Source organism: Kineosporia sp. R_H_3, from assembly GCF_002198675.1.
GTDB lineage: Bacteria > Actinomycetota > Actinomycetes > Actinomycetales > Kineosporiaceae > R-H-3.
Genome location: NZ_MWLL01000249.1, coordinates 13708 through 38176, shown reverse-complemented (window position 1 = coordinate 38176; position 24469 = coordinate 13708). Strand labels below are relative to the sequence as shown.

The following is a 24469-nucleotide window of genomic DNA, read 5'->3' as shown; positions in this document are numbered from 1 at the left end:
GGACCGCACCTTAGCCGGGCACCTCAGGCGACGAGCCGGTCCCGCAGCCCCAGGAACCAGTGCCGCCCGACGCACCGGACACCGACGAGCTCACCGGCCGACGTGGGTCCGCGCCGGAGCACCTCCGCCGGCAGCCCGCACTCCGGGCAGGCGCACAGCTCGACGTCGTCGCTCTCCCCCGGACGTCTCCACCACTCGTTCGACGGGTCCATGTCGTACCTCGCTGCTCTCGCCGACGGCACCACCCGATGGCACGGCCCCGTCGACGGCCCCTGCGCCGGGCGGGTGCCCGGCACTCCTCCTTGAGAGGAGCGGGGTGCTCCTTCTGATGTACCCGCCCGGGATGTCCTCCGCGTTTCCGGCCGGCCACGCTGCGCCCGGCGGCACGTGAGCCGCGTCGCACCGCCGCGGCCGGTGCGCCATCCTGGGCCGGTGCCGAACCCGACGCTGCTGCCGCTGCCGGTCACCGGGGACGGCCTGGTGCTGCGCCCGCTCGCGGCGACCGACGCCGCCGCCCTGCCCGCGCTCTACGACGACCCGGACGTCGCCCGGTACACGCCGATCGAGTCCCCGTTCGACGCCGCCGCGGCGCAGCGCTACCTCGACCGCGCCGCCGGCCAGACGCAGGCCGGTCAGGCGGTCCACCTCGCGATCACGCTCGACGGCGGGGCCCCGCTCGGCGAGGTGCTCGCGTTCGCCCCGCGGCACGGCGCGGCCGACGCGCCCGACGCCGGCACCACGCTCGAGCTCGGCTACGTCGTGGGCCCGGCCCATCGCGGGCAGGGCCTCGCGACCCGGGCGCTGCGCCTGCTCGGCGCGGCCGTCGTCCGCGACCTCGGCGTGACCCGGCTCGTGCTGCGGATCGACGCCGGCAACGTCGCGAGCGAGCGGGTCGCCGCGGCGTGCGGCTACGTGGACACCGGGGTCGTGTCGGACGGCGTCGCGGTCGTCTGGGAGCGCCTCGTCCCGGTCAGGCGAGCGTGAGGACGACGAACCCCACGTAGCCGGCGGCGAGCACGGCACCGGCGGGGCGCCCGAGCCGCCCGCCGCGGGCGAGGAGCGGGAGCGCCACGGCCAGCACCACGGCGAGCAGCGCCGGCCCGAGGACACGCTCGACGGCGAGCGGCCGGACGACGGCCGCCAGGCCGAGCGAGACCGTCGCGTTGTAGGCGACCGAGCCGACGACGCCCGCGACGGCGACCTCCGGCAGGTCGCGGCGCACGCCCGCGGCGACGAGCGCGAAGAGCTCCGCGGTCGTCGCGAGCGCCAGCGCGGTGAGGCCGACCGCGTCGTCGGTGACGCCCAGGCCCGCGACGACCCGCTCGGCGCCCGCGACGGCGAGCGCCCCGCCGCCGGTCATGACGAGCAGGCCGACGAGGGCGAGCAGCAGCCCGCGGACGTCGGCCCGGCGCCCGGCGTGGTCGCCGTCGTGGCCCTCGTCGTCATCGTCGTCGTCATCGTCGTCGTCCACCTCCGCGAGCTCGCCGATCGCCGGCGGCTCGCGCTCGCGCCACCAGACGAGCGCGACGAGCGCCACGTACGCGAGCAGCAGGAGGCCGCCCTCGACCCGCCCGACGACGCCGTCCGCGAGCACCGCGACGGCGAGCAGCCCGGCGACCGCCGCGCCGGCCGCGTACTCGCGCACCCGCCGTCCGACCGGCAGCGGGCGGGCCAGCGCCGCGAGCCCGAGCGCGGCCGTGAGCATCGTGACGTTCGCGCCGATGGCGTCCCCGGCGGCCAGCCCCGGCCGCCCGGCGGCGCTCGCGAGGACGCCGGTCAGCGCCTCCTCCGGCTCGGCGCCCGCGAGCAGGATCCCCACCGCGACGATCGTCAGGCCGAGCCTGCGCGCGGCCCGGGCGACGTTCTCGACGAAGAGCTCCGCGCCGACGACGAGGGCGACGGCCGCGCCCGCCAGGAGCAGGACGCCCAGGGCCAGGGTCACGGCGGCCGGTCAGGCCTGGACGAGCGTGACGGGCATCGACGAGTCGGCCGGCAGGTCGAGCGCGGACGGCGCCCGGCCGGCGGCGACCATGAGCGAGCCGAGCGCGGCGACCATCGCCCCGTTGTCGGTGCACAGCCCGGGCCGTGGCACGCGCAGCGTGATCCCGGCGTCCGCGCAGCGCTGCGCGGCCATCGCCCGCAGCCGTGAGTTCGCCGCGACCCCGCCGCCGACGAGCAGGGTGTCGACGCCGTTCTCCCGGCAGGCGAGCACCGCCTTGCGGGTGAGCACGTCGACGACGGCCTCCTGGAAGCTCGCCGCGACGTCCGCCACCGGGACCGGCTCGCCGCTCGCCTCGCGCCGCTCGACCCACCGCGCCACCGCGGTCTTGAGCCCGGAGAACGAGAAGTCGTAGCGGTGCTCGGCCATGTCGTGCGCCGCGGTGAGCCCGCGCGGGAACGCGATCGTCGCGGGTCCGCCGTCCCGGGCGACCCGGTCGACGTGCGGGCCGCCGGGGAACGGCAGCCCGAGCAGCCGCGCGACCTTGTCGAAGGCCTCCCCCGCCGCGTCGTCGATCGTCTGGCCGAGCGGCCGGACGTCACCGGTCACGTCGGGGACGAGCAGCAGCGACGAGTGCCCGCCGGAGACGAGCAGCGCCATCGACGGCGACGGCAGCGGGCCGTGCTCGAGGGTGTCCACGGCGACGTGCGCGGCGAGGTGGTTGACGCCGTACAGCGGGACGCCGAGGGCGAGCGCGAGCGCCTTCGCCGCGGCGACCCCGACCGTGAGCGCCCCCGCGAGCCCGGGCCCGGACGTCACCGCGACGGCGTCGAGGTCGGCGAGGCGCACCCCGGCCTGCGCGCACGCCCGCTCGAGGGTCGGCACCATCGCCTCGAGGTGGGCCCGGCTCGCGACCTCGGGGACGACCCCGCCGAACCGGGCGTGCTCGTCGACGGACGTCGCGACCGCGTCGACGAGGAGGTCACCGCCGCGGACGATCCCGACGCCGGTCTCGTCGCACGAGGTCTCGATGCCGAGGACGAGCGGGCGGTCGGTACGGGCGGTCACTCCTGAAGGCTAGTGCGCCGTCCCCGGCACCTCATCGGCCCTGGGAGCCCGACACCCCGTCGGCACGCGACACCGGTGCGGGGAGCGCCCGGAAGTACGGGGTCCACGGGCCGGCGTCGTGCGCCGCGGAGACCCCGCGGACGACGCGCACCCACATGACGAACGCGCCGGTGAGGAACAGCGCCGCGAACACCCGCCACCCGGGCGCGAACCCGGACACCTCGGAGGTCGTCCCGGACGAGGAACGGCTCGCGAACGACGTGAGCGAGGAGGTCACCGACGCCGCGATCCACCAGAACCACCAACCCCCGGTGGCACGCACCGGGGAGCGCCCGGGCTGCGAGGCGGCGACCCGCCACACGTCGTCGACGATCTGCTTGGGGAACCACAGGCTCACGAACGGGACCCACCAGGCCAGCCAGGTCCACGCGATGCTGCGCCGCATGAGGCGGGGCGCCACGGCGGACGCGGTCTGGTAGACCCGCATGAGCCACATCGACGCGAACCCGTACGCCACCAGCTGGGCGAGGGTCTGCACGAGCGTGACGGCACCGATCGCCACGGTCGCGGCGCCGAGGGCCCCGTCCTCGAACTCGGCCTGGGCCGCGAAGGCCACGATCGCGGCCGCCCACACGGTGAGCCCGTAGAGCCCGGACACCGCGAGCAGGGCGGCGGCGAGCCCGTTCACCGGCCGCGGCAGGAAGCCGCTTTCCGGCCCCGGCGGCGGGTCGACGGGCGCACCGGACGGCGCTCCCGCTGTCGCGGCCCCCGGCGGCGGAGCCTCGGGCCGGCCGGGCTCACCGGCGGGCGCGCCCCCCGGCTCGCCCCACGGCGCGGCCCACTGCGGCGGTTCCTGGCTCATGCGACCTCCCGGGGGACCCGCCGACCCGGTCGACGGTCAGCGGATCATGCCGGTCGGCCCGGCCCCGTGTACACCCCGATCCGGGCGGCCTCGACCGGCCGGTCCGGCGTCCACTCGTCGCGCGGCCGCTCCCAGGCCCGGGTGAGGCCCTCGAGCACCCCGAACCAGGCCCGCAGCGCGTAGCAGAGGACGACGAACGAGGCGAGGGCGAGCCCGGCCCACCACCAGCCGAGCCCCGGGCCGAGCGTCCCGACGGCCCCGGTCGCCGTCCGCAGCACGGCGGCGACGAGGACGAGGGTCCACCAGGCGCGCACCTTCGGCTGCATGTACCGGGCCCGGCCGCGCGCCCCGACCGCCCAGACGTCCTTGACGAGGCCGGGCGGCAGGACGATCGAGACGATCGGCAGCACCCAGGTGCCCCAGGCCAGCCACACCGGGTACGGCACCGCCGAGACGTCGACGGTGCGCGCCGCCGCGAGGGCGCGGTGCAGCCACAGCGAGGTCGCCACCCAGACCGCCGGCATGAGCAGCGCGAACAGGAGCAGCAGGCCCAGCGCCGCGGCGTACGACCAGGCGCCCGGGGTCGCGCCGGTCCACGAGTACCGGCCGCGGACGACCGCGTCGAGACCGAGCAGCAGGCCGTGGAGGACGACGAGCCCGAGCGACCCGAGCGCCGCCCAGCGGGCCGGGCCGGCCAGCCGCGGCACCGGGTGGGCGCGTGCGAAGGCCGCCACGAGGTGGCCGGGCACCGCGACCGGCGCCCCCGGGACGACCGAGCGCGCGACCGGCTCGTACGCCGCGTACGGCGCCAGCCCGGCGAGCGCCGCCCGCGGCGGCACGGGGGCGGCCCAGACGAACGGCGCAGGTCCGCCGAACTGCGGGCCGGGCAGCGGCTGCGCCGTCGGCTCGAACGTCTGCCCGGGCGGCAGCGGCACCTCGGCGGGCCGACCGGCGGGCGGCGCCCAGGCCTGGGTGCCCGGCGCGGCCGCCAGCGGCACGTCGTACGGTTCGCTCCCCCACGGGCGCGGCATGGTCATCCCTCCGGTCGCGACCGGGACGACGGCCGCGTTCACCCAGCGTGCCCGGCCCGGCCGCCCGGGAGCCCGGATGCGGGTGCCGGTCACCCGGCTGCGCACGCAGGGTCACCCACGAGGGCCACTCGTTCACCCGGACGGCGGACCGCCCGGCGACGCCGCGTCAGACGAGCGGCAGCAGCGGCCGCAGCCGCATGACCCAGGCGTCGATGTCGCCGGGCTGGTAGTAGCGGCGGCGGACGGCGATCCGGTCGAAACCGTGCCGCTCGTAGAGCGCGATCGCCGGCGCGTTGTCGGCCCGGACCTCGAGGAGCAGGGACGTCGCCCCGGCCTCGCGGGCCCGCTCGACGAGCGCCTCGAGCAGCGTGCCGCCGAGTCCGCGGCCCTGTGCGGCGGGTGCGACGGCGATGGTCTGGACGTCGGCGTCCGCCGAGACGGTCATGACCCCCGCGTAGCCGAGCAGAGCCCCGTCCGACCCCTCGGCGACGAGGTACGTCCGGGTGTCCGGGTGCGCGAGCTCGGACCAGAACGCCTCGGCGGTCCAGGCCGTGGCGCCGAAGAGGGTCTGCTCGAGGGCGTGCACGTCGGCGACGTCCCACCAGCGCATCGGCCGCAGCCGGACGTCCTCGCTCATCGTCCGCCCGCCGGCAGCACGCGCTTGCGGACGCCGGGGGCGACCGCGTCCGGCCGGCGCAGGTAGAGCGGCTCCGGAGCGACGAGCACGGCGCGGTCGGCCGGGTCGGCGTCGGCCGCGAGCCCTCGGACGGCGAGCGTCGCGAGCGCACCCGCCGCGACGTCGAGCGGCCCGGTGCCGCCCGGCAGGGCGTCGGGGTAGAGCGCCGCACCGCGACCGACGACCCGGCGGCCGGCGACCTCGACGGCGGTCGCGGGGCCGACGTGCGGCCCGTCGAGCCGGACGACCTGCCAGGTGTGCGCCCCCGCCCCGCGGTCGATGCGCTGCGTGTCGTAGGCCGCCCAGTGCACCTCGCGCCGCCGGGCGTCGGTGACGGCGAGCAGACCGCCCTCCGTGTCGCCGAGCATCGCGGCCTCGAACGCGAGCGCGTCGAGCGAGCAGACGCCGACGACGTCGATGCCGAGCGCGTGCCCGAGCACCCGCGCGGTGACGAGCCCGACCCGCAGGCCGGTGAACGGGCCGGGGCCGACGCCGACCGCGACGGTCGTCAGGTCACGCCGGTCGGCGTCCGCGTCGGCGAGCACCGCCTCGACGAGAGGGGCGAGGTGCTCGGCGTGCCCGCGGGCCCCGGGCTCGGAGCGCTCGGCCCGGACGGCCGTGCCGTCGTGCACCGCCGCCGTCACCGCGGCGCCGGACGTGTCGAGCGCGAGGACGAGCACGGGCGGTCAGCCCGCCGGGAGGACGACGTCGCGCCAGCGGCTGCCGTGGCCGACGATCTCGACGAGCCGCGGCTCGTCCCCGTCGGACGGCGCCCGGTCGGCGGCGAGGTCGGGGTCGGCGTCGGCGAGGCCGCCCGCCTCGTCCCCGCGCCGGCGCAGCAGGCGCACCTCGAGCCGGTCGGCGGCGAGCTCCTCGACGAGACCCTCGCCCCACTCGACGACGGTGACCGACTCCCCGAGCGTCGCGTCGAGGTCGAGGTCGTCGACCTCCTCGAGCGAGGCGAGCCGGTAGGCGTCGACGTGCACGAGCGACGGGCCGTCGACGAGGGAGGGGTGCACGCGCGCGATGACGAACGTCGGGCTCGTGACGTCGCCGCGGACCTTGAGCCCCCGGCCGATCCCCTGGGTGAGCGTCGTCTTGCCCGCCCCGAGATCGCCGGAGAGGACGACGAGGTCGCCCGGGCGCAGCAGCTCGGCGAGCGCGCGGCCCAGGTCGCGCATCGTCTCCGCGGAGGGCACCTCGGCGCGGGAGGAGCCGACGGCCGTCTCCTCACGGGTGGACGTATCGGCCCGGTGGGCGCCGCTCACTGCTTCTCCCTCGTGCGTCACGGACTGCTCGCCGGGCGGACGCGCCGTCGCGTCCTGCCCGGGTGTCGGCTCTCGGGTCACGCGGAGAGCCCCCCGGCGTCCCGCCGTCTGCGGCGTCGGCGCAACGGCATGACCGTGCGACGCGCCCGCGTACCGTACCGCCTTCCGGGCAGCCCGGCGTGCGCCCGCAGCGCCCGGTCGACGAGCTCGGCGAGGTGCCCGTTGACGATCTGCGGGTGCTCGAGCATGAGCAGGTGGCCGGAGTCCTTGACGACGACGTGCTCGGCGCCGGGGACGTGGCGCACGATCTCCTCGCTGTGCTCGGCGGGTGTGAGCAGGTCGGAGTCGCCGACGATGACGAGCACCTCGAGCCCGTCGAGGGTCGCGAGCGCCGTCCGCTTGTCGTGGGTGGAGAACGTCGGCAGGTAGTCGCTGATGACCTCGAGCCGGGTCGAGGCGATCATGTGCGCGGTGAACCGGACGAGCGCGTCGCTCACCGGTGAGGCGTAGGAGTAGCGCCGCACGAGCACGGCCTCGAGGTCGCTGCCGAGCCGGCGGCCGCGCTCGACGAGCCGCGGCGTCCGGGTCAGGGTCTTGATCGCACCGGGGGCGACCCGCTGGACGAGCCGGCCGAAGCCGGGCAGCCCGAAGTCGACCGCGCCGAGCCCGCCCGCGCTCGTCGAGACGAGGGCGACGCCGAGCACCCGGTCGCGGAAGAGGTCGGGCCGCTTCTCGGCGAGGCTCATGACGGTCATGCCGCCCATCGAGTGCCCGACGAGGACGAGCGGCCCGGTCGGCGCGACCGCCTCGAGCACCGCCTCGAGGTCGCGCCCGACCTGGTCGATCGTCGCGGAGCCCTCCGGACCGCTGCCGGAGCGGCCGTGGCCGCGCTGGTCCCACAGGACGAGCCGGTGCAGGCCGCGCAGCGCCTTGCGCTGGAAGTGCCAGGAGTCGAGCGAGAGAGCGTAGCCGTGGCTGAGCACGACGGTGAGCGGCTCGCCGCCGCCCGGGCCGGTCGCGTCGGCGGCGGTGCGGTCGTCCCGCCCCCGGCGGGCGGCCTTGGCGGCGGCCGGCGAGGTGTCGTCGGCGGCGGCCGGACGGCGGAAGTCGTCGACCTCGTCGACCTCGACGTGCAGGGCTGTCCCGTCGTTCGCCCGGACGACGCGGGCCCCGTGGTGCAGCCCGCCGTAGTCCTCGGTGTCGTCGTCCTCGCGGCGCGGCAGCAGCGGCCGGCCGACGGCGACCCGCTCGGCGGCCAGCCCCAGCGCGGCCCCGACCCCGGCGGCGGCCAGGCCCACCCCGAGCGACAGCAGGCCGACCCGGGCCGCCCGCGGCTCCTCGGCCATCAGGACGGCGCTCCCGCCGTGCCGGGCCCCACCGTGCCGGCGGTGCCGATGTGGACCTTCGGCACCCGTGGCCCGAGCCGGGTGATGATCTCGTACGAGATCGTGCCCGCGGCGTCCGCCCAGTCCTGGGCGGTCGGCGCGGCCGGGCCGCCCGGGGCGGCGCCGAGCGCGGGGTCCCCGAAGAGCACCGCGACGTCGCCGGGCGCGACGCCCGCGGAGTTCGCGGCGTCGTGCAGGTCGAGGACGACCTGGTCCATGCAGACGCGGCCGGCGATCGTCTGCCGGGTGCCGCGCAGGAGCACGGGCCCGCGGGACCCGGCGTGCCGCGGGACGCCGTCCGCGTACCCGAGCGGGACGAGCGCGACGGTCGTGTCGGCGTCCGTCGTGTACTCGTGGCCGTAGGAGACCCCCGAGCCGGCCGGCACCGCCTTGACGAGCGCGACCCGGCCGAGCAGGGCCATCGCGGGGCGCAGCCCGAGGTCGGCGGGCGAGGCCAGGTCGGGCACCGGCGACAGCCCGTAGACGGCCACCCCCGGCCGCACGAGGTCGAACGCGGCCTGCGGGTTCGTCACGGTCGCCGCGGAGTTCGCGAGGTGGCGCACCTCGAGCCGGGCACCGCGGCGCTCGGCGAGCGCGACGGCGTCGGTGAAGATCTCGGTCTGGGCGCGCACCGTCGGGTGCTCGGGGGCGTCGGCCCAGGCGTAGTGGCTCATGAGCCCGACGAGCCGGACGGCGCCCTCGGCCTCGGCGCGGAGCACGGCGTCGAGCAGGTCGGGAAGGTCGGCGGGGGTGACGCCGTTGCGGGACAGCCCGGTGTCGACCTTGAGGTGGACCCGGGCCGTCGTGCCGGTCGCACGGGCGGCGGCGACGACCTCGTCGAGCACCCAGGCCGCGGTGACGCCGATGTCGATGCCGGCCCGGACGGCGTCCGCGAAGGCGTCCCCGGGCACGGTGAGCCAGGCGAGCAGCGGTGCCGTCACCCCGGCCGCGCGCAGCGCGAGCCCCTCGGAGAGCTGGGCGACCCCGAGCCAGGCGGCCCCGCCGGCGACCGCGGCCCGGGCCGCGGGCACGAGGCCGTGGCCGTAGGCGTCGGCCTTGACGACCGCCATCACCCCGGCGGCACCCGCCCGGACGTCGAGCGCGGCGACGTTCGCGGCGATCGCGTCGAGGTCGACGACCGCGCACGCGGGCATCCCCGCCGGCAGCAGGTCGGCGGGGTCGGCGGTCGCGAAGGCCCCGCCGGGACCGGTCGCAGGGACCGTGGCCGCGGCGGCGGGCGCGAGAGGCGTGCTCGTCATCGCCGATCAGTCTCTCACCGGGAGCCGACACCCGACGGGCCAGGCGTCCCCGGTGCGACCGGCCTCACCGGTCGAGCAGCGCCGCGACCGTCGCGGGAACCGCCTCGGCGACCGCACCGGCGGTGACCGGGCCCCCTCCGCCCGCGCGCGCGGCGGCCCGGCCGTGGACCAGGGCGGCGACCGGGCCGGCGTCGAACGCGTCGAGGCCGGCGGCGAGCAGGGTCCCGGCGATCCCGGCGAGGACGTCGCCCGCGCCGGCCGTCGCGAGCCAGCCCGGGGCGTCGGCCTGGCTGCGCAGCCGGCCCTCCGGGGTCGCTACGAGGGTCGTCGAACCCTTGAGCAGGACCGTCGCGCCGGTCAGCGCGGCGGCCCGGACGACGTGGGCGGCCGCCCGCTGCTCGACGTCCTCCCGGCTCGGCACGGGCTCACCGAGGGCTCCGAGCAGCCGGGCGAGCTCGCCGGCGTGCGGGGTGAGCAGCACGTGCGGCCCGAGGGCGCCGGGCATCGCGGGCACGAGCGCGAGCGCACCGGCGTCGACGACGCACGGCTCGCCCGATCCCAGGGCCAGCTCGGCGGCGGCCCGCTGGCCGTCGCCCGCGTCGGCGTCCACCCCCGGGCCGAGCACCCAGGCCTGCACCCGGCCCTCGCCGACGACGGCCTCCGGGTGGTGCAGCCGGACGTGCTCGGCGGCGTGCTCGGGCCCGACGTAGCGGACCATCCCCGCGCCGGCCCGCAGCGCCCCGGCGACGGCGAGCACCGCCGCACCGGTGTAGGCGGCGGACCCGGCGACGACGCCGACGACGCCGCGGCGGTACTTGTCCGTCCCGGCGCCGGGCACCGGCCAGAGCGCCGCGGCGTCCGCACCGTGGAGCCGTTCGACGGCCGCGGACGGCGGCAGCAGCGGGCCGAGCCCGATGTCGACCTCGACGACCCGCCCCGCCGCCCGGGACGCCGGCGGCAGGAGCAGGCACGGCTTGGCGGCGCCGAAGGTCACCGTGACGTCGGCGCGCACGTGCGGGGCGGGGGTCCCGCCGCCGTCCGGGTCGACGCCGCTCGGCAGGTCGACCGCGACGACGGCCGGGCCGCCGTCCGCGACCGGGCGCAGACCGGCGACGAGCCCGGCGGCCGGCTCCCGCAGGCCCGGCGAACCGCCGAGCCCGACGAGGCCGTCGACGACGAGGTGCGCCCGGTCGAGCAGCCGGACGGCGGCCGCCCGGGTCGCGGGGTCGCGCGCGTCGACCGCGGTGCCGCCGGCGGCCCGCAGCGCCGCGAGCCCCTCGGCGTGGACGGCCTCGGCGCAGAGCACGGCGTCGACCCGCGCCCCGCGCCGGGCGAGCCGCTCCCCCGCCCACAGCGCGTCGCCGCCGTTGTTGCCGGCGCCGACGAGCAGCGCGACCCGGCGTCCGCTCACCCCGCCCGCGGCGTCCCGGAGCACCCCGGCGCAGACCGCGGCGAGCCCCGCCGCGGCCCGCTGCATGAGCGCGCCGTCCGGCACCTGGTCCAGCCGCACCGCCTCGGCCGCCCGGACGTCCGCGACCCGCCACGCCCGCAGCACGTCAGCCGTCCCGCTCCGCGACGACGACCGCGCTCGCGATGCCCGCGTCGTGCGACATCGACACGTGGAACCGGGTCACCCCGAGCACCTGCGCGCGGGCGGCGACCGTGCCGGTCACCTCCATCGCGGGCGCCCCGTGCGGGTCCTTGACGACCCAGGCGTCGAGCCAGCTCATCCCGGGCGGGGCGCCGAGCGACTTCGCGATCGCCTCCTTGGCCGCGAACCGGGCCGCGAGGCTGGCCAGCGGCAGCCCGCGCTCGGCGGGCGTGAAGAGCCGCTCGCGCAGCCGGGGCGTGCGCTCGAGCTCCTGGCCGAAGCGGGCGACGTCCACGACGTCGATGCCGACGCCGACGATCACGTGCTCACCCGTATGCCGTCACTCGACCGTGACGGACTTCGCGAGGTTGCGCGGCTGGTCGACGTCGAGGCCCTTGGCCGTCGCGAGCTCGCACGCGAAGACCTGCAGCGGGACGACGGTGACGAGCGGCGCGAGCAGCGTCGGCGTCTGCGGCACCCGGATCACCTCGGAGGCGAACTGGAGCACCTCGTCGTCGCCCTCCTCGGCGATGACGATCGTGCGCGCCCCCCGGGCGTTGATCTCCTGGATGTTCGAGACGACCTTGCTGTGCAGCGAGTCCCGCCCGCGCGGCGACGGCACGATGACGAAGACCGGCTGCCCGGCCTCGATGAGCGCGATCGGGCCGTGCTTGAGCTCACCGGCCGCGAAGCCCTCGGCGTGGATGTACGCGAGCTCCTTGAGCTTGAGCGCACCCTCCATCGCGACCGGGTAGCCGACGTGCCGGCCGAGGAAGAGCACCGACCGGGTGTCCGCCATCCAGCGCGCCATCTGGCGCACCTGGTCGAGGTTGTCGAGAACCTTGGCGATCTTGTCGGGCATGGCCTTGAGCTGGCCGAGGATCTCGCCGATCTCGTCGGCGAACTTGTTGCCGCGCAGCTGGGCGAGGTAGAGCCCGAGCAGGTAGCAGGCGGTGATCTGGGCGAGGAACGCCTTCGTCGAGGCGACCGCGATCTCCGGCCCGGCGTGGGTGTAGAGCGCGGCGTCGGACTCGCGCGGGATCGTCGAGCCGCGGGTGTTGCAGACCGCGATGACCCGGGCGCCCTGCTCGCGCGCGTGCCGGACGGCCATGATCGTGTCCATCGTCTCGCCGGACTGCGAGATCGCGACGACGAGGGTCTTCTCGTTGACGACCGGGTCGCGGTAGCGGAACTCGTGCGCGAGCTCGACCTCGACGGGGATCCGGCACCAGTGCTCGATCGCGTACTTCGCGACCTGCCCGGCGTAGGCGGCCGTCCCGCAGGCGACGACGACGATCTTGTCGATGCGCCGCAGCACGACCTCGTCGATGTGGAGCTCGTCGAGGGTGAGCCGGCCCGCGGCGTCGGTGCGGCCGAGGAGGGTGTCGGCGACCGCGTGCGGCTGCTCGTTGATCTCCTTGGCCATGAACGACGGGTAGCCGGCCTTCTCGGCGGCGGCGGCGTCCCAGTCGACGCTGAACCGGCGCCCCTGCACCGGGTTGCCGGCGAAGTCGGTGATCGCCACCGAGTCCGCGGTGATCGTGACGATCTCGTCCTGGCCGAGCTCGATCGCCTCCCGGGTGTGCCCGATGAACGCGGCGACGTCGGAGCCGAGGTAGTTGGCGCCCTCGCCGACCCCGACGACGAGCGGGGAGTTGCGGCGCGCGCCGACGACGACGCCGGGGGCGTCCGCGGCGACGGCGAGCAGGGTGAAGGCGCCCTCGAGCCGGCAGGCGACGTCCTGCATCGCGGCCGTGAGGTCGCCGGTGCGGTCGTAGGCGGCGGCGAGCAGGTGGGCGGCGACCTCGGTGTCGGTCTGGCTCGCGAACTCGACGCCCTCGGCGGTGAGCGCGGCCTTGAGTCCGGCGAAGTTCTCGATGATCCCGTTGTGGATCACCGCGACCCGGCCCGAACCGCCGAGGTGCGGGTGGGCGTTCTCGTCGGTCGGCCCGCCGTGCGTCGCCCAGCGGGTGTGGCCGATGCCCGTCGTCGTCACCGGGGGGCGGTGCTCGGCGAGCGCCTCCTCGAGCCGGGCGAGCTTGCCGGAGCGCTTGACCATGACGATGCCGCCGTCGGACTGCAGCGCAACCCCGGCCGAGTCGTACCCCCGGTACTCGAGCCGCCGGAGCCCTTCGAGGACCACCTCGAGGGCGTCGAGCCCGGCGGCGGGCGTGCCCGCGTACCCCACGATTCCGCACATGGCGGCCAGCGTAGCCCGCGGGAGGGATCCCGCTGTGGGGCCGTCACCCCACGGTCGGACGGCGTCCACAGCCGATCCACAGCCACGGGCGGATGCCCTCACGGCCGCGGCGGCGCACGCTGGAGGCATGACGACGACGACGTTCCACCTGAGGCCGGCACCCGGCGCCTCGCGCGTCGTCCCGGCCGCCCGGCGGGTGCTCGGCGCGCTGGGCGCGATGGCCTGCGCGGGGCTGCTCGCCTCCTCCACGGACACCCTCGACGAGGCCGGCGTGCTGCGGACGGCGGTCGCGAACGCCGTCCGGATGTGACCGGGACGACACCCGCGGGTGACGGGCCGGTGCACGGGGCGGGCACAATGCGACGGTGCCGAGCGCGACGATGCCCTCCGGAGACGTCCCGCCCGGGCGCCGCCGCGGCGACCCGCGCGGCGAGGGCCACAGCGCGCACCACGCGGCCCGCCTCGTCGGGTCGCCCTTCGTCGAGCTGGACCGCCGGGCCTGGTCGAAGCTGCGGTCCTCGACACCGCTGACCCTCACCGAGCAGGACCTGCGCGACCTGCGAGGCCTCGGCGACCGGATCGACCTCGCGGAGGTCGAGGAGGTCTTCCTGCCGCTGTCCCGGCTGCTCACGCTCTACGTCGCGGGCAACGAGGCCCTGCACGCCGCGACGCGGACCTTCCTCGGGGAGTCCCCCGAGCGCACCCCGTTCGTCATCGGCGTCGCCGGCTCGGTCGCCGTCGGCAAGTCGACGACGGCCCGCATCCTGCGCGAGCTGCTCGCCCGCTGGCCGGGCACGCCGCGCGTCGAGCTCGTGACGACGGACGGCTTCCTGCTGCCGAACGACGAGCTGACCCGGCGCGGGATCATGCAGCGCAAGGGCTTCCCGGAGTCCTACGACCGGCGCCGGCTGCTCCGGTTCGTCACCGACGTGAAGTCCGGGATGCCCGAGGTCAGGGCACCGGTCTACAGCCACCTCACGTACGACATCGTCCCGGGCGAGGAGGTCGTCGTCCGCTCCCCCGACGTCCTCATCGTCGAGGGACTCAACGTCCTGCAGCCCGCCCGGCCGCGCGCCGACGGCCGCCAGGGCGTCGCGATCAGCGACTTCTTCGACTTCTCCATCTACGTCGACGCGAAGACCGAGGACGTCCGGCGCTGGTACGTCGAGCGCTTCCTGCGGCTGCGGCAGACCGCGTTCAGCCGCCCGGAGTCCTACTTCCACCGCTACGCGGCCCTCACCGACGAGCAGGCCGTGGCCCGCGCCGAGCAGATCTGGCACGACATCAACGAGCGCAACCTCGTCGAGAACGTCCTGCCGACCCGTGGCCGGGCCACCCTCGTGCTCCGCAAGGGGGCGGACCACGCCGTCGGCCGGATCCGCCTGCGCAAGCTCTGACGCCTGGTTCGATAGGGCCGTGATCCACCTCAGGCTCATCGTGCCCCGCGCCGTCCGGGCCGCCGTCGTCGCCTTCCTGCGGGCCGACCCGCGGGTGACCCATGTCGTCGTCATCCCGGACGCCGGTGTGCAGCCGGACGGCGACCTCGTGCTCGTCGACGTCGCCCGGGAGGCGGTGACGGACGTCCTGGAGCACCTGCGCGACCTCGGCCTCGACGACCGCGGCGCGGTCGCGATGGAGACGGTGGACGCCGCCCCGTCGGTGCACGCGGTCGCGGCCGAGGCCGCGGCGCCCGGCTCCCCGGACGACGGCATCGTCTGGGACCTCGTCGCCGAGCGCGCCGAGGCCGACGCCCGCTCCTCCTGGTCGTTCTACGCCTTCCTCTGCCTCGCGACGATGATCGCCTCGGTGGCCGTCGTCACCGACTCCCCGGTGCTCGTCGTCGGCGCGATGGTCGTCGGCCCGGAGTTCGGGCCGGTCGTCGCCCTCGCGTACGGGATCGTCATGCGCCGCGCCCGCCTCGTCCGGGACGCGCTCTCGCTCCTCGGCCTCGGGTTCGCCGCCGCGATCGCCGTCACCGCGGTCGCCGCGCTCGTCGTCCGGGCGGCCGGCTGGGTCGAGCCCGCCGACCTCGCCGCCCCCAGGCCGCTCACGGCCTTCATCTGGCGGCCCGACGAGTGGTCGGTCGTCGTCGCGCTCCTCGCGGGGTTCGCCGGCGTCCTGTCCCTGACAGCGGGCCGCTCGAACGCCCTCGTCGGCGTCTTCATCTCGGTGACGACCGTGCCCGCCGCGGGCAACCTCGCGCTCGCGGTCGCGCTCTGGGTGCCCGAGGAGATCGGCGGCTCGGCGCTCCAGCTCGCGGTGAACCTCGTCGGGCTCACGGCCGCGGGGACGCTGCTGCTCGCCGTCCAGCGGGCACTGACCCGGCGGACGGCGGCACGCCCGCAGCCGGCTACAGCGCGAGCCGCTCCCTGACGACGACGGCGAGCGAGTCGGCGACGGAGCGGGCCTGGTCGCCCTCGGCGGCCTCGACCATGACGCGGACGAGCGGTTCGGTGCCCGACGGGCGCAGCAGCACGCGGCCGCTCGCGCCGAGCCGGGCCTCGGCCGCGGCGACGGCGGCGACGACGCCCTCGTCGGTCGCGGCGCGGGCCTTGTCGACGCCCTTGACGTTGACGAGCACCTGCGGGAAGCGCTGCATGACGCCGGCGAGGTCGGCGAGCGTGCGGCCGGTCTGGGCCATCCGGGCGAGCAGGTGCAGCCCGGTGAGCAGGCCGTCGCCGGTCGTCGAGTGCTCGAGCATGACGACGTGCCCGGACTGCTCCCCGCCGAGGGTGTACCCGCCGCGGCGCATCTCCTCGAGGACGTAGCGGTCCCCGACGCCGGTCTGGATCGTCTTGACGCCCTCCGCCTCCATGGCGCGCAGCAGCCCGAGGTTGCTCATGACCGTCGTCACGAGCGTGTCGTCGGCGAGCGCGCCGCGCTCCCGGAACGCGAGCGCGAGGACGGCCATGATCTGGTCGCCGTCGACCTCGCGGCCGAGGTGGTCGATCGCGAGGCAGCGGTCGGCGTCCCCGTCGAACGCGATGCCGGCCTGCGCGTCGTGCGTGACGACGGCGTCGCGGAGCTTGTCGAGGTGCGTCGAGCCGTAGCCGTCGTTGATGTTGAGCCCGTCGGGCTCGGCCCCGATGACGACGACGTGCGCACCCGCCGCGCGCAGCGCCCGCGGGCCGACGGCGCTCGCGGCCCCGTGGGCGCAGTCGACGACGACGCGCAGCCCGTCGAGCCGGTTCGGCAGCGTCGCGAGCAGCCGCTCGACGTAGCGGTCCGCGGCGTCCGGGAACGCCCGGACCCGGCCGACGGCGGCGCCGACGGGGCGCTCCCAGGTCTCGCCGAGCCGCTTCTCGATGGCGTCCTCGACGTCGTCGGGCAGCTTGTGCCCGCCCCGGGCGAAGAACTTGATGCCGTTGTCCGGCATGGCGTTGTGCGACGCCGACAGGACGACGCCCAGGTCGGCCCCGGTGTCCGCGACGAGGCCGGCGACGGCCGGGGTCGGCAGCACGCCCGCGTCGTCGACGTCGACGCCCGCGCTGGCGAGCCCGGCGACGGTCGCGGCGGCGAGGAACTCCCCGGAGGCGCGCGGGTCGCGGCCGACGACGGCGCGCGGGCGGTGCCCGGCGAACTCCCCGACCTCGGCGAGCACGTGCGCGGCCGCCACGGCGAGGTCGAGCGCGAGCTCGGCCGTCACGTCACGGTTCGCCGTCCCGCGGACGCCGTCGGTCCCGAAGAGTCGTCCCACGCCGGTCCTCCTGTCACTGCCGCCATCGGCACGGCTGCCACGGGCAGCATCGCGTCCGGTCAGCACACACTACGGATCCGGATCGCGCTGCGTATCCGGACAGAGTCGTACAGATCATCACATCGTGCAGGGCCGTCCGCTGTTCAGGCGCGGGCGCACCGTCGTTCACCCGGCACGCGGACGCACGACGGCCCCGGACCGCACGAGGCGTTCCGGGGCCGCACGTGGACCGTCGGCGGGTGGCCGCAGGTCAGCGCTTGCTGTACTGAGGCGCCTTGCGGGCCTTCTTGAGACCGGCCTTCTTGCGCTCCTTGACCCGCGCGTCGCGGGTGAGGAACCCGGACTTCTTCAGCGTCGGGCGGTTCGCCTCGAGGTCGATGCCGTTGAGGGCACGGGCCACGCCGAGACGCAGCGCGCCGGCCTGGCCGGACGAGCCGCCGCCGTGGATCCGCGCGATGACGTCGAAGCGACCCTCGGTCTCGGTGACCTTGAAGGGGTCGTTGACGAGCTGCTGGTGGACCTTGTTCGGGAAGTAGTCCTCGAGCGTGCGCCCGTTGATCTTCCACTGCCCGCTGCCCGGCACGAGGCGGACGCGCGCGATGGCCTCCTTGCGGCGGCCGGTGGCGGCGCCAGGGGCCGTGATGCTCGAGCCGCCGCCACGGGTCTGCGGCGTCGAGGTGGTGTAGCTGCTCGGTGCGTCCTCGCCGTCGAGGACGACGTCCTCGATCTCGGCAGTGGTCTCAGCCACGGTTCTCCTTGATTCGGTGGTTCGACGTGCGGGGCGCGTGGCTTACTGCGCGACCTGCGAGATCTCGTACGGCTGCGGCTTCTGCGCCTGGTGGGGGTGCTCGGAACCGCGGTAGACCTTGAGCTTGCTCAGCTGAGCGCGACCCAGGGTGTTCTTCGGGATCATGCCGCGGACGGCCTTCTCGACGGCGCGCTCCGGGTTCTTCTCGAGCAGCTCGGTGTAGCCGGTGGCCCGCAGGCCGCCCGGGTAGCCCGAGTGGCGGTACGCCTTCTTCTGCTCGCGCTTGTTGCCCGTCAGGGCGACCTTGTCCGCGTTGATGATCACGACGAAGTCACCGGTGTCGAGGTGAGCGGCGAAGGTCGGCTTGTGCTTGCCACGCAGCAGGATCGCGACCTGCGAGGCGAGACGGCCGAGCACGACGTCGGTCGCGTCGATGACGTGCCAGCGCCGCTCGACGTCGGCGGCCTTGGGGGTGTACGTGCGCACAGTCGTAGCCTTCGTCCTCATCCGGATGACATTCACGAGCCGGTCACAGGCCTGCGGACCCCGTTCTCACGGGGCCTGCCGGGTTCATGTGGCCGGGTCGAGGGCCCTCGAGCGGGCGGCACCGCGAGTGCGGGCGTCCACGCAGGAGCACAACGACCTATGAGGTTACCGGGGCGCCGACGGGGGGTCAAAACGCGCCCTCCGACGGCACCCCGGCACCCGTTCGGCACCTATTCTCGCCGATGAACTGCAGTGCTCCTGACCATTCCGGCCGGGACCCTGCCCGCCGCCGCCGTCACTGCTGCTCGACGAGGACGGCGACGGTGCGGGCCGGCACCGTCACCGCGCCCTCGGCGGCGTCCCAGGACGTCGTCCGGACCACCGGGTCGGCCCCGGCCGTCTGGACCGGCGAGAGGGCCAGCGACGCCCCCACGAGGTCGGTCACGGTCTGGGTCGTCGCCTTCGGGGAGGCGTTGAGGACGACGAGCAGGCTCTTCGCCGTGGGGTCGAGGTCCGTCCCCACGGTGTCGGAGATCCGCATGACGACGACGCCGGGGGTCTGGTCCGGGCCGCCGAGCGGGAAACTCACCCGCTTCGTGATCTCGTCCGCCGACCCGAGCCGGAACAGCGGGCTCGAGAACCGCAGCCGCAGGAGGTCCTGCGCACCCGCCGTCGCCGTCGCGACGTCGGCCGCCGACGGCTTCAGCGCCGGGTCACCGAGCAGCGGCTTCGCGTACGGCCACTTCGACTCGTTGTCCGCCTTGGGCGGCAGCCCGCGGCCGAAGCCGTTGTCGACGGACGCGCCGCCCGGCCAGCCGAGGTGGTTGAACCAGTCGCCCGAGTCGTACGAGTTCCGGTCGAGCGACTTGCTCCGGAGCAGGTCCGAGCCCGCGTGGAAGAACGCCGGGGTCTGGGCGAGCGCGACGGTCGCCATGGACACGGTGTTCATCCGCACCCGGTCGGCCATCGGCGTCGCGGGCGGCAGCTTGTACGTCAGCGCGTCCCAGAGGGTCTCGTTGTCGTGCGCGTCGACGTACGTGACGACCTCGTCGGGCTGGTCGGCGTACCCGGCCGGCGAGCCGTTGTAGTCCACCTGGTCGCCGCGCACGGTCTTCCCGGTCGCGTCGGTGAAGGTGAACGCCCGCAGGTTGCCGGCCATCCCGAGCTTCACGAGGTCCTGGTCGTGCAGGAGCGTCGCCTTCTGCTCGTCGGCGGTGCCGTTCGCCGGCGAGGCGTTCGGGTCGGTGAACAGCCCCGAGCCGAAGCCCTGCTTGCGCGGGTCCTCGTCGAAGGGCCCGCCGCCGCGGACGCCGTCCCGCAGCCGGTCGGAGAAGGTCCCGATCCCGGTCCCGCCGAGGTTGCCCTGCCGGGCCTGGACGAAGAGCGCGTCGTTCGCGACCTCGCCGAAGTTCCAGCCCTCGCCGTAGACGTAGACCTTCCGCCCGTCGACGCCGTCCTTCGCCGGCGTCAGGGCGTCGAGCGCGGAGCGGACGGCGAGCATGTTCGCCTTCGACGCGTGACCCATGAGGTCGAACCGGAAGCCGTCGACCTTGTAGTCCCGCGCCCAGCGGACGACGGAGTCCACCATCATCTTCTGCGCGAGGGCGTGCTCGGTCGCGACGTTCTGGCAGCAGGTCGAGGTCTCCACCGCACCGGTCTTCGGGTTGAGCCGGTGGTAGTAGCCGGGCACGACCTTGTCGAGGACCGAGCGGTCGCCCTGCCCGGCCTCGGCGGTGTGGTTGAACACCTGGTCGAGGACGACGTGGAGCCCGTCGGAGTGCAGCGCGCCGACCATGGTGCGGAACTCGGCGACGCGGGCGCCGCCGTCCGGGTCGGTCGCGTACGAGCCCTCGGGCACCGACCAGTGGTACGGGTCGTAGCCCCAGTTGTAGCCGTCCTTGCCGGCGACGGCGCCCACGCAGGCCTGCTGCGCGTCGGAGTCGGCGGGCAGCGACGGCAGGTCGCAGTCCGGGGCGGCCTGCTTCGCGCGGTCCTCCTCGATCGTCGCGATGTCGAACGTCGGGAGCAGGTGCACCGTCGTGAGCCCGGACTTCGCGAGCTCGCGCAGGTGCTTGCGGCCCAGGCCCTCGTCGGCGAACGCGAGGTACGTGCCGCGGTGCGCGGCCGGCACCGTCGCGTCGTCGACCGAGTAGTCCCGCACGTGCAGCTCGTAGATCGTCTGGTCCACGGACCGCTTCAGCGCCGGTGCCTTCGCCGTCCGCCACGGCCCCGGCCGGAAGGCCGGGTCCGCGAGGTCGACGGCGACCGAGTGCGTCGACCCGGTCGTCAGCCCCGTCGAGTACGGGTCGGTGACCCGGTTCGTCACGACCTTCTTCGCGGACGGCGCCCAGACGGTGACCTCCCAGAGGTACCGCGCGTTGCGCCAGCCCTTCCCGCCCTCGGCGGTCCACACGCCGGAGGCCGCCGACAGCTCCGGCCGGACCCGCACCGGTGCCGCGCTCAGCGCCCGGCCCGCGGGCCAGACGAGGAGCGTCGCGGCCTGCGCCGTCGGCGCCCACAGCCGGAACGTGGGGGCCGCGGACGGCGTCCCCGCCCCGTCGAAGGTCACGCCGAGCCGCTGACCGGTCGCCCTGCCGGCGTAGAGGTCGTCGAGCACCCCGGGCACCTGGACGCCCGACGCGTCGAGCAGGGCGCCGAGGTCGTCGTAGAGCCCGACCGCGACCTGCCCGGTGAGGATCGACGGCGCCTGCCGCGCGACCCGGTCGGGCAGCCGCAGCGCCAGGTACCCCTCGAGCGCCGGGTACTTCGCGACGACGGCCGCGGGCAGCCCCTTCGGGTCCCACGTGAGCGCCGCGGACTCGCCGCCGGTGACGGCCTCGGCGTCGAGCCCGAGGCCGCCGTCCTTCGACCAGTGCAGCCGCCAGCCGAGGGTGCCCGGGTCGACGTCCGGCACCTGGTCGGCCGGCCACGCGACGAGGTCACGGGCGACCCAGTGCGCCTTGGCCTTCGACAGGTCCGCCGCCGAGCCGGCCTTGGAGGCCGTGACGGTGAGGACGTGCGTCGACAGCACGTACGAGAACGTCATGATCGTGCCGTCGGCCGGGACGGCGAACGGGATGTTCCCGCCGTCCTTCACCCCGCCGGCACCGTAGTTCTCGGTCCACGCGAGGCCGTGCGCGGCCTTCATCTCGTAGGAGCCGGCCGGGATCCGGTCGGTCCGGAAGGTGAAGGTGCCGTCGCCGTCCGGGTCCTGCAGCCACGAGCGCATGCAGTCCGGCGACCAGTCGGCCGGGCAGCCGAGCTCGGACTGGAACGAGCCGGGCGCGGTGATGATCGGGCCCTGCGCGTCGCTCGTCACCCAGTGCGTGCCGTGGTCGTAGTAGAAGCTCACGGTGCCGGGGTTCGTGTAGGAGATGTTGCCGCCGTTCGGGACGGCACCGACCCCGTAGTTCTCGTCCCAGGACTTGTTCACCGCGGCCTTGTAGGCGTAGGCGCCCGCGGGGATCGTGTAGGTCCCCTTCCAGACGTCGTCCTTGGGGTCGCGGGTCAGCTGGGCCTGGTCGCAGTCCGGCGCCCAGTCGGCGGCGCAGCCCATCTCGCTGTTGTGGTCACCGGGCACGCTGACGTTGGCCGGCTGCACGACCGGGTCGATCGGCCCGCCGCCACCGGTGCTCCCACCGGACGGCTCGCCGACGACGCCGAACGAGGACGACGCCGAGAGGTTGCCGCTCGCGTCCCGGACGACGGCCCGGGTCTCGACGACCGTGCCCTTGGCGAGACCGCTCGCGTCGGGCATGACCCGGTACGGCGCGTTGTCGTCCGTGCCGAGCTTCGTCCAGTCCTGGGTGCCGGCGACCCGCCAGGCGTAGGTCACCTCGCTGAAGGCGTTCTCCGGCACCGCGACCCGCAGCTCGACGCGGCCGGCGGCCGGGTTCGCGGCGGGGGCCGGCGACAGCGTGCCGCCGGGGGCGGGGCTGACCCAGGTCGCGGACGGCGCGGCGGCGCGCCGCGGCAGCCCGGCCTCGGCCTTCCACACCAGGGCGGTGAGCGGCGGGACGGTCACGGTGACCCGGCCCTCCCGGTCGGCGACGAGCCGCTTGGCGCCACCGAAGAGACCGTCGAACTGCGCGCCGCCCTTGCCGTACGTCGCGAAGGACGCCGTCCTCGCCGTCGTCGCGCTGTTGAGGGCGACGACGTACTCCCGGCCGGTCGCCCGGTCCACGCGGCTGAACGCGTAGACCCCCGCGGCGTCCGAGGAGTACCGGTGGATCTGCGCGCCGTCGGCGAGCGCGGGGTGCTGCGCCCGGAGCTTCGCCAGGCCCGAGATCCAGCGGTAGAGCGGGTGCCTGGTGTCGAAGTTGTCCTGCGCGGTCGTCGCGTCGGTGCCGATGAGGTCGTCGTCGTTGTACGTGGCGACCTTGCTCGGGAACATGTCCTGGCGTGCGTCCTGGTCGCCGCCGTCACCGACGAAGCCCTGCTCGTCGCCGTAGTAGACGACGGGCTGGCCGCGGCTGGTGAACATGAGCGAGTTCGCGAGCATGTCCCGCTTCAGCGTCTCGTCGGCGGTGATGCCGGGGACGCCCGTGGAGATGAAGTTGCCGATCCGGCCCATGTCGTGGTTGCCGAGGAACGTCGGCGCCGCGTAGTTGTTGCCGTCGGCGTCGATGTGCCAGTCGTCGGCCGCGAAGACGTCCCGCAGCCCGGTCGTCTCCTTGCCCGTGGCGAACGCCTGTGCCTTGGCCTGGAACGGGAAGTCGAGGGTCGCCTGGAGCGTGCCCTGCGTCGAGTACCGGGACGTGAACCGCGGGTCGGCGTCGAAGACCTCGCCGAAGGCGAAGAAGTCGGGGTTGCCGACGTTCGCGGCCTCCTTGCGGATCGAGGGGATGAAGTCCTGCCAGAACTCCATGTTCACGTGCTTCGTCGTGTCGATCCGGAAGCCGTCGACCCCGAAGTCGACCCAGGCGTTGTAGATGTCCTCCATGCCCTTGACGACGGTGTGGTTCTCGGTGAACAGGTCGTCGAGGCCGAAGAAGTCGCCGTACTCGCTGCTCTCACCGGCGAAGGTGCTGTTGCCGCGGTTGTGGTAGAGCGTCGGGTCGTTGAGCCAGGCCGGGACCTTGACGGTCTTGTCCGCCTCGGTCGGGAAGACCGGCGTGTACGGGAAGGACGTCGCGGCGTCCATCGCGGGGAAGGTGTCCTTGCCCGCGAAGGCCTTGTCGTCGAACACCTTCCCGCTCGCGTCCTGGTACGGCGAGGTCGCCTTGTCGACGTAGTCGTACTTCTTCTCGGTGTAGTCGATGACGTCCGCGGTGTGGTTGGTGATGATGTCGAAGAAGACCTTCATCCCCTTGGCGTGCGCCCGGTCGATGAGCGTCTTCAGCTCCGCGTTCGTCCCCATGTGCGGGTCGATCTGGGTGAAGTCGGTGATCCAGTAGCCGTGGTAGCCGGCGCTCGGGAAACCGTTGTTGTCCTGCACGGGCTTGTTCTTGAAGGACGGCGTGAGCCAGATGGACGTCGTCCCGAGGCCCTTGATGTAGTCGAGCTTCGACGTCAGGCCGGCCAGGTCGCCGCCGTGGTAGTAGCCCTTGTGCGTCGGGTCGAGGCCCGCGGTCTTCGCGTCCGGGTAGCCGCCCAGGTCGTTGGCGGTCGAGCCGTTGGCGAAGCGGTCGGTCATGACGAAGTAGAAGCGCTCACGGGTGAGGTCGTCGCGCAGCGAGCGGCCGGCGAGCGCCCGGTCGGCGGCGGTGACGCTCGTGCCCGGCAGGTCGGGCAGCGCGAGCGTCACGAGGTGGCTCTCGGCGTCGTAGCGGAACCGGACCTTCGTCGGCCCGGCGAGCACGAACGGGTAGTTCGGCCCGTTCGAGACCCCGCCGGTGCCGTAGTTCTCGTCCCAGCCGCCGTTGATCGCGACCTTGTACTCGTACGTGCCGGCGGGGACGGTGAAGGTCCGCTCCCACGTCGACGTGCCGGCGACCGGGGCGAGCATCGTCGCCTCGCACGGCGGCGCCCAGTCGTCGGGGCAGCCGAGCTCGCTCTGGAGGCTGCCGACGAGCGTCACGCTCGTCGGGGCGGCGGCCAGGGCGGCGCGGGGGACGGCCACGGACGCCGCGGCGGGGCTCCCCAGTCCCGCCGCCGGCCCGGCCTGCGCCAGCGTGACGCCGAGCGCCGCCGACACCCCCAGGGCGATGAATGAGAGGCGGCCTCGGCCGCGCAAGAAATGGCGTGACAACACACTCATGCGATGACTCCCGGTACGCAGAGGCGGAACTATGGCGGCAGGGCCATTACCGGGAGCGAC

Annotated in this window: 21 protein-coding genes; 4 read left to right on the top strand and 17 right to left on the bottom strand. The window is 75.2% G+C overall.

Annotated features, from left to right (window positions below; genetic code table 11):
* Nucleotides 1-23: 23 nt before the first annotated feature.
* Nucleotides 24-212 (bottom strand): hypothetical protein, encoded by a 189-nt coding sequence (locus ECOMGDLI_RS31755; protein WP_088320816.1) that lies wholly within the window; start codon nt 210-212, stop codon nt 24-26.
* A 220-nt stretch (nt 213-432) separates the two neighbouring features.
* On the opposite strand from ECOMGDLI_RS31755, the gene ECOMGDLI_RS31750 reads away from it, so the two are divergent.
* Entirely contained in the window at nt 433-984 is a 552-nt protein-coding gene (locus ECOMGDLI_RS31750) for a GNAT family N-acetyltransferase (protein ID WP_198955365.1), read from the top strand.
* Here the strand turns inward: ECOMGDLI_RS31750 and ECOMGDLI_RS31745 are convergent.
* The 12 genes from ECOMGDLI_RS31745 to glmS form a co-directional block, all read right to left on the bottom strand.
* Entirely contained in the window at nt 971-1942 is a 972-nt protein-coding gene (locus tag ECOMGDLI_RS31745) for a sodium:proton exchanger (protein WP_088320814.1), read from the bottom strand. The two genes, ECOMGDLI_RS31750 and ECOMGDLI_RS31745, sit on opposite strands and share 14 nt — an antisense overlap.
* 9 nt (nt 1943-1951) lie before the next feature.
* Entirely contained in the window at nt 1952-3007 is a 1056-nt protein-coding gene (gene tsaD, locus ECOMGDLI_RS31740) for a tRNA (adenosine(37)-N6)-threonylcarbamoyltransferase complex transferase subunit TsaD (RefSeq protein ID WP_088320813.1), read from the bottom strand.
* Nucleotides 3008-3038: 31 nt separating this feature from the next.
* Complete coding sequence (locus tag ECOMGDLI_RS31735) at nt 3039-3869, bottom strand: DUF4328 domain-containing protein (protein ID WP_088320812.1); 831 nt, start codon at nt 3867-3869, stop codon at nt 3039-3041.
* A 44-nt stretch (nt 3870-3913) separates the two neighbouring features.
* A complete protein-coding gene (locus ECOMGDLI_RS31730) occupies nt 3914-4900 on the bottom strand; it encodes a DUF4328 domain-containing protein (RefSeq protein ID WP_233153707.1) in 987 nt (328 codons plus the stop codon).
* A 166-nt stretch (nt 4901-5066) separates the two neighbouring features.
* Nucleotides 5067-5537 carry a ribosomal protein S18-alanine N-acetyltransferase gene (rimI, locus tag ECOMGDLI_RS31725; RefSeq protein ID WP_088320810.1) on the bottom strand — a complete coding sequence of 157 codons (471 nt, stop codon included), beginning with the start codon at nt 5535-5537 and terminating at the stop codon, nt 5067-5069.
* Nucleotides 5534-6256 carry a tRNA (adenosine(37)-N6)-threonylcarbamoyltransferase complex dimerization subunit type 1 TsaB gene (tsaB, locus tag ECOMGDLI_RS31720; protein ID WP_088320809.1) on the bottom strand — a complete coding sequence of 241 codons (723 nt, stop codon included), beginning with the start codon at nt 6254-6256 and terminating at the stop codon, nt 5534-5536. The genes rimI and tsaB overlap by 4 nt, the downstream gene beginning before the upstream one ends.
* A 6-nt stretch (nt 6257-6262) precedes the next feature.
* Entirely contained in the window at nt 6263-6844 is a 582-nt protein-coding gene (gene tsaE / locus ECOMGDLI_RS31715; protein WP_233153706.1) for a tRNA (adenosine(37)-N6)-threonylcarbamoyltransferase complex ATPase subunit type 1 TsaE, read from the bottom strand.
* 77 nt (nt 6845-6921) lie between these two features.
* Complete coding sequence (locus ECOMGDLI_RS31710) at nt 6922-8190, bottom strand: alpha/beta fold hydrolase (RefSeq protein WP_088320808.1); 1269 nt, start codon at nt 8188-8190, stop codon at nt 6922-6924.
* The gene (gene alr, locus ECOMGDLI_RS31705) at nt 8190-9383 is read right to left on the bottom strand and encodes an alanine racemase (RefSeq protein ID WP_088320852.1); all 1194 of its coding nucleotides are present in this window, start codon (nt 9381-9383) and stop codon (nt 8190-8192) included. The genes ECOMGDLI_RS31710 and alr overlap by 1 nt, the downstream gene beginning before the upstream one ends.
* A gap of 169 nt (nt 9384-9552) precedes the next feature.
* The gene (locus tag ECOMGDLI_RS31700) at nt 9553-11043 is read right to left on the bottom strand and encodes a bifunctional ADP-dependent NAD(P)H-hydrate dehydratase/NAD(P)H-hydrate epimerase (protein ID WP_088320807.1); all 1491 of its coding nucleotides are present in this window, start codon (nt 11041-11043) and stop codon (nt 9553-9555) included.
* 1 nt (nt 11044) lies between these two features.
* Nucleotides 11045-11401: a holo-ACP synthase gene (locus tag ECOMGDLI_RS31695; protein ID WP_088320806.1), complete on the bottom strand. Its 357-nt coding sequence runs from the start codon at nt 11399-11401 to the stop codon at nt 11045-11047.
* Nucleotides 11402-11419: 18 nt separating this feature from the next.
* Nucleotides 11420-13279: a glutamine--fructose-6-phosphate transaminase (isomerizing) gene (gene glmS / locus ECOMGDLI_RS31690; protein ID WP_088320805.1), complete on the bottom strand. Its 1860-nt coding sequence runs from the start codon at nt 13277-13279 to the stop codon at nt 11420-11422.
* A 127-nt stretch (nt 13280-13406) separates the two neighbouring features.
* Between glmS and ECOMGDLI_RS31685 the strand changes: the two genes are divergently transcribed.
* Genes ECOMGDLI_RS31685 through ECOMGDLI_RS31675 form a run of 3 tightly spaced genes read left to right on the top strand, consistent with a single transcriptional unit; the run spans nt 13407 to nt 15652 of the window.
* On the top strand, nt 13407-13589 hold the full coding sequence (locus ECOMGDLI_RS31685; RefSeq protein ID WP_088320804.1) for a hypothetical protein: 183 nt from the start codon (nt 13407-13409) through the stop codon (nt 13587-13589).
* A 55-nt stretch (nt 13590-13644) separates the two neighbouring features.
* Nucleotides 13645-14676 (top strand): type I pantothenate kinase, encoded by a 1032-nt coding sequence (coaA, locus tag ECOMGDLI_RS31680; protein ID WP_233153704.1) that lies wholly within the window; start codon nt 13645-13647, stop codon nt 14674-14676.
* A 19-nt stretch (nt 14677-14695) separates the two neighbouring features.
* Nucleotides 14696-15652 carry a DUF389 domain-containing protein gene (locus ECOMGDLI_RS31675; protein WP_198955364.1) on the top strand — a complete coding sequence of 319 codons (957 nt, stop codon included), beginning with the start codon at nt 14696-14698 and terminating at the stop codon, nt 15650-15652.
* On the opposite strand, the gene glmM is transcribed toward ECOMGDLI_RS31675, so the two are convergent.
* The 4 genes from glmM to pulA form a co-directional block, all read right to left on the bottom strand.
* The gene (gene glmM / locus ECOMGDLI_RS31670) at nt 15630-16976 is read right to left on the bottom strand and encodes a phosphoglucosamine mutase (protein ID WP_088289680.1); all 1347 of its coding nucleotides are present in this window, start codon (nt 16974-16976) and stop codon (nt 15630-15632) included. The two genes, ECOMGDLI_RS31675 and glmM, sit on opposite strands and share 23 nt — an antisense overlap.
* Nucleotides 16977-17226: 250 nt before the next feature.
* Entirely contained in the window at nt 17227-17724 is a 498-nt protein-coding gene (gene rpsI, locus ECOMGDLI_RS31665) for a 30S ribosomal protein S9 (RefSeq protein WP_088320803.1), read from the bottom strand.
* Between the two features lie 42 nt (nt 17725-17766).
* Complete coding sequence (gene rplM / locus ECOMGDLI_RS31660; protein WP_088289678.1) at nt 17767-18210, bottom strand: 50S ribosomal protein L13; 444 nt, start codon at nt 18208-18210, stop codon at nt 17767-17769.
* Nucleotides 18211-18505: 295 nt separating this feature from the next.
* The gene (gene pulA / locus ECOMGDLI_RS31655; RefSeq protein ID WP_088320802.1) at nt 18506-24409 is read right to left on the bottom strand and encodes a pullulanase-type alpha-1,6-glucosidase; all 5904 of its coding nucleotides are present in this window, start codon (nt 24407-24409) and stop codon (nt 18506-18508) included.
* Nucleotides 24410-24469: the final 60 nt, after the last annotated feature.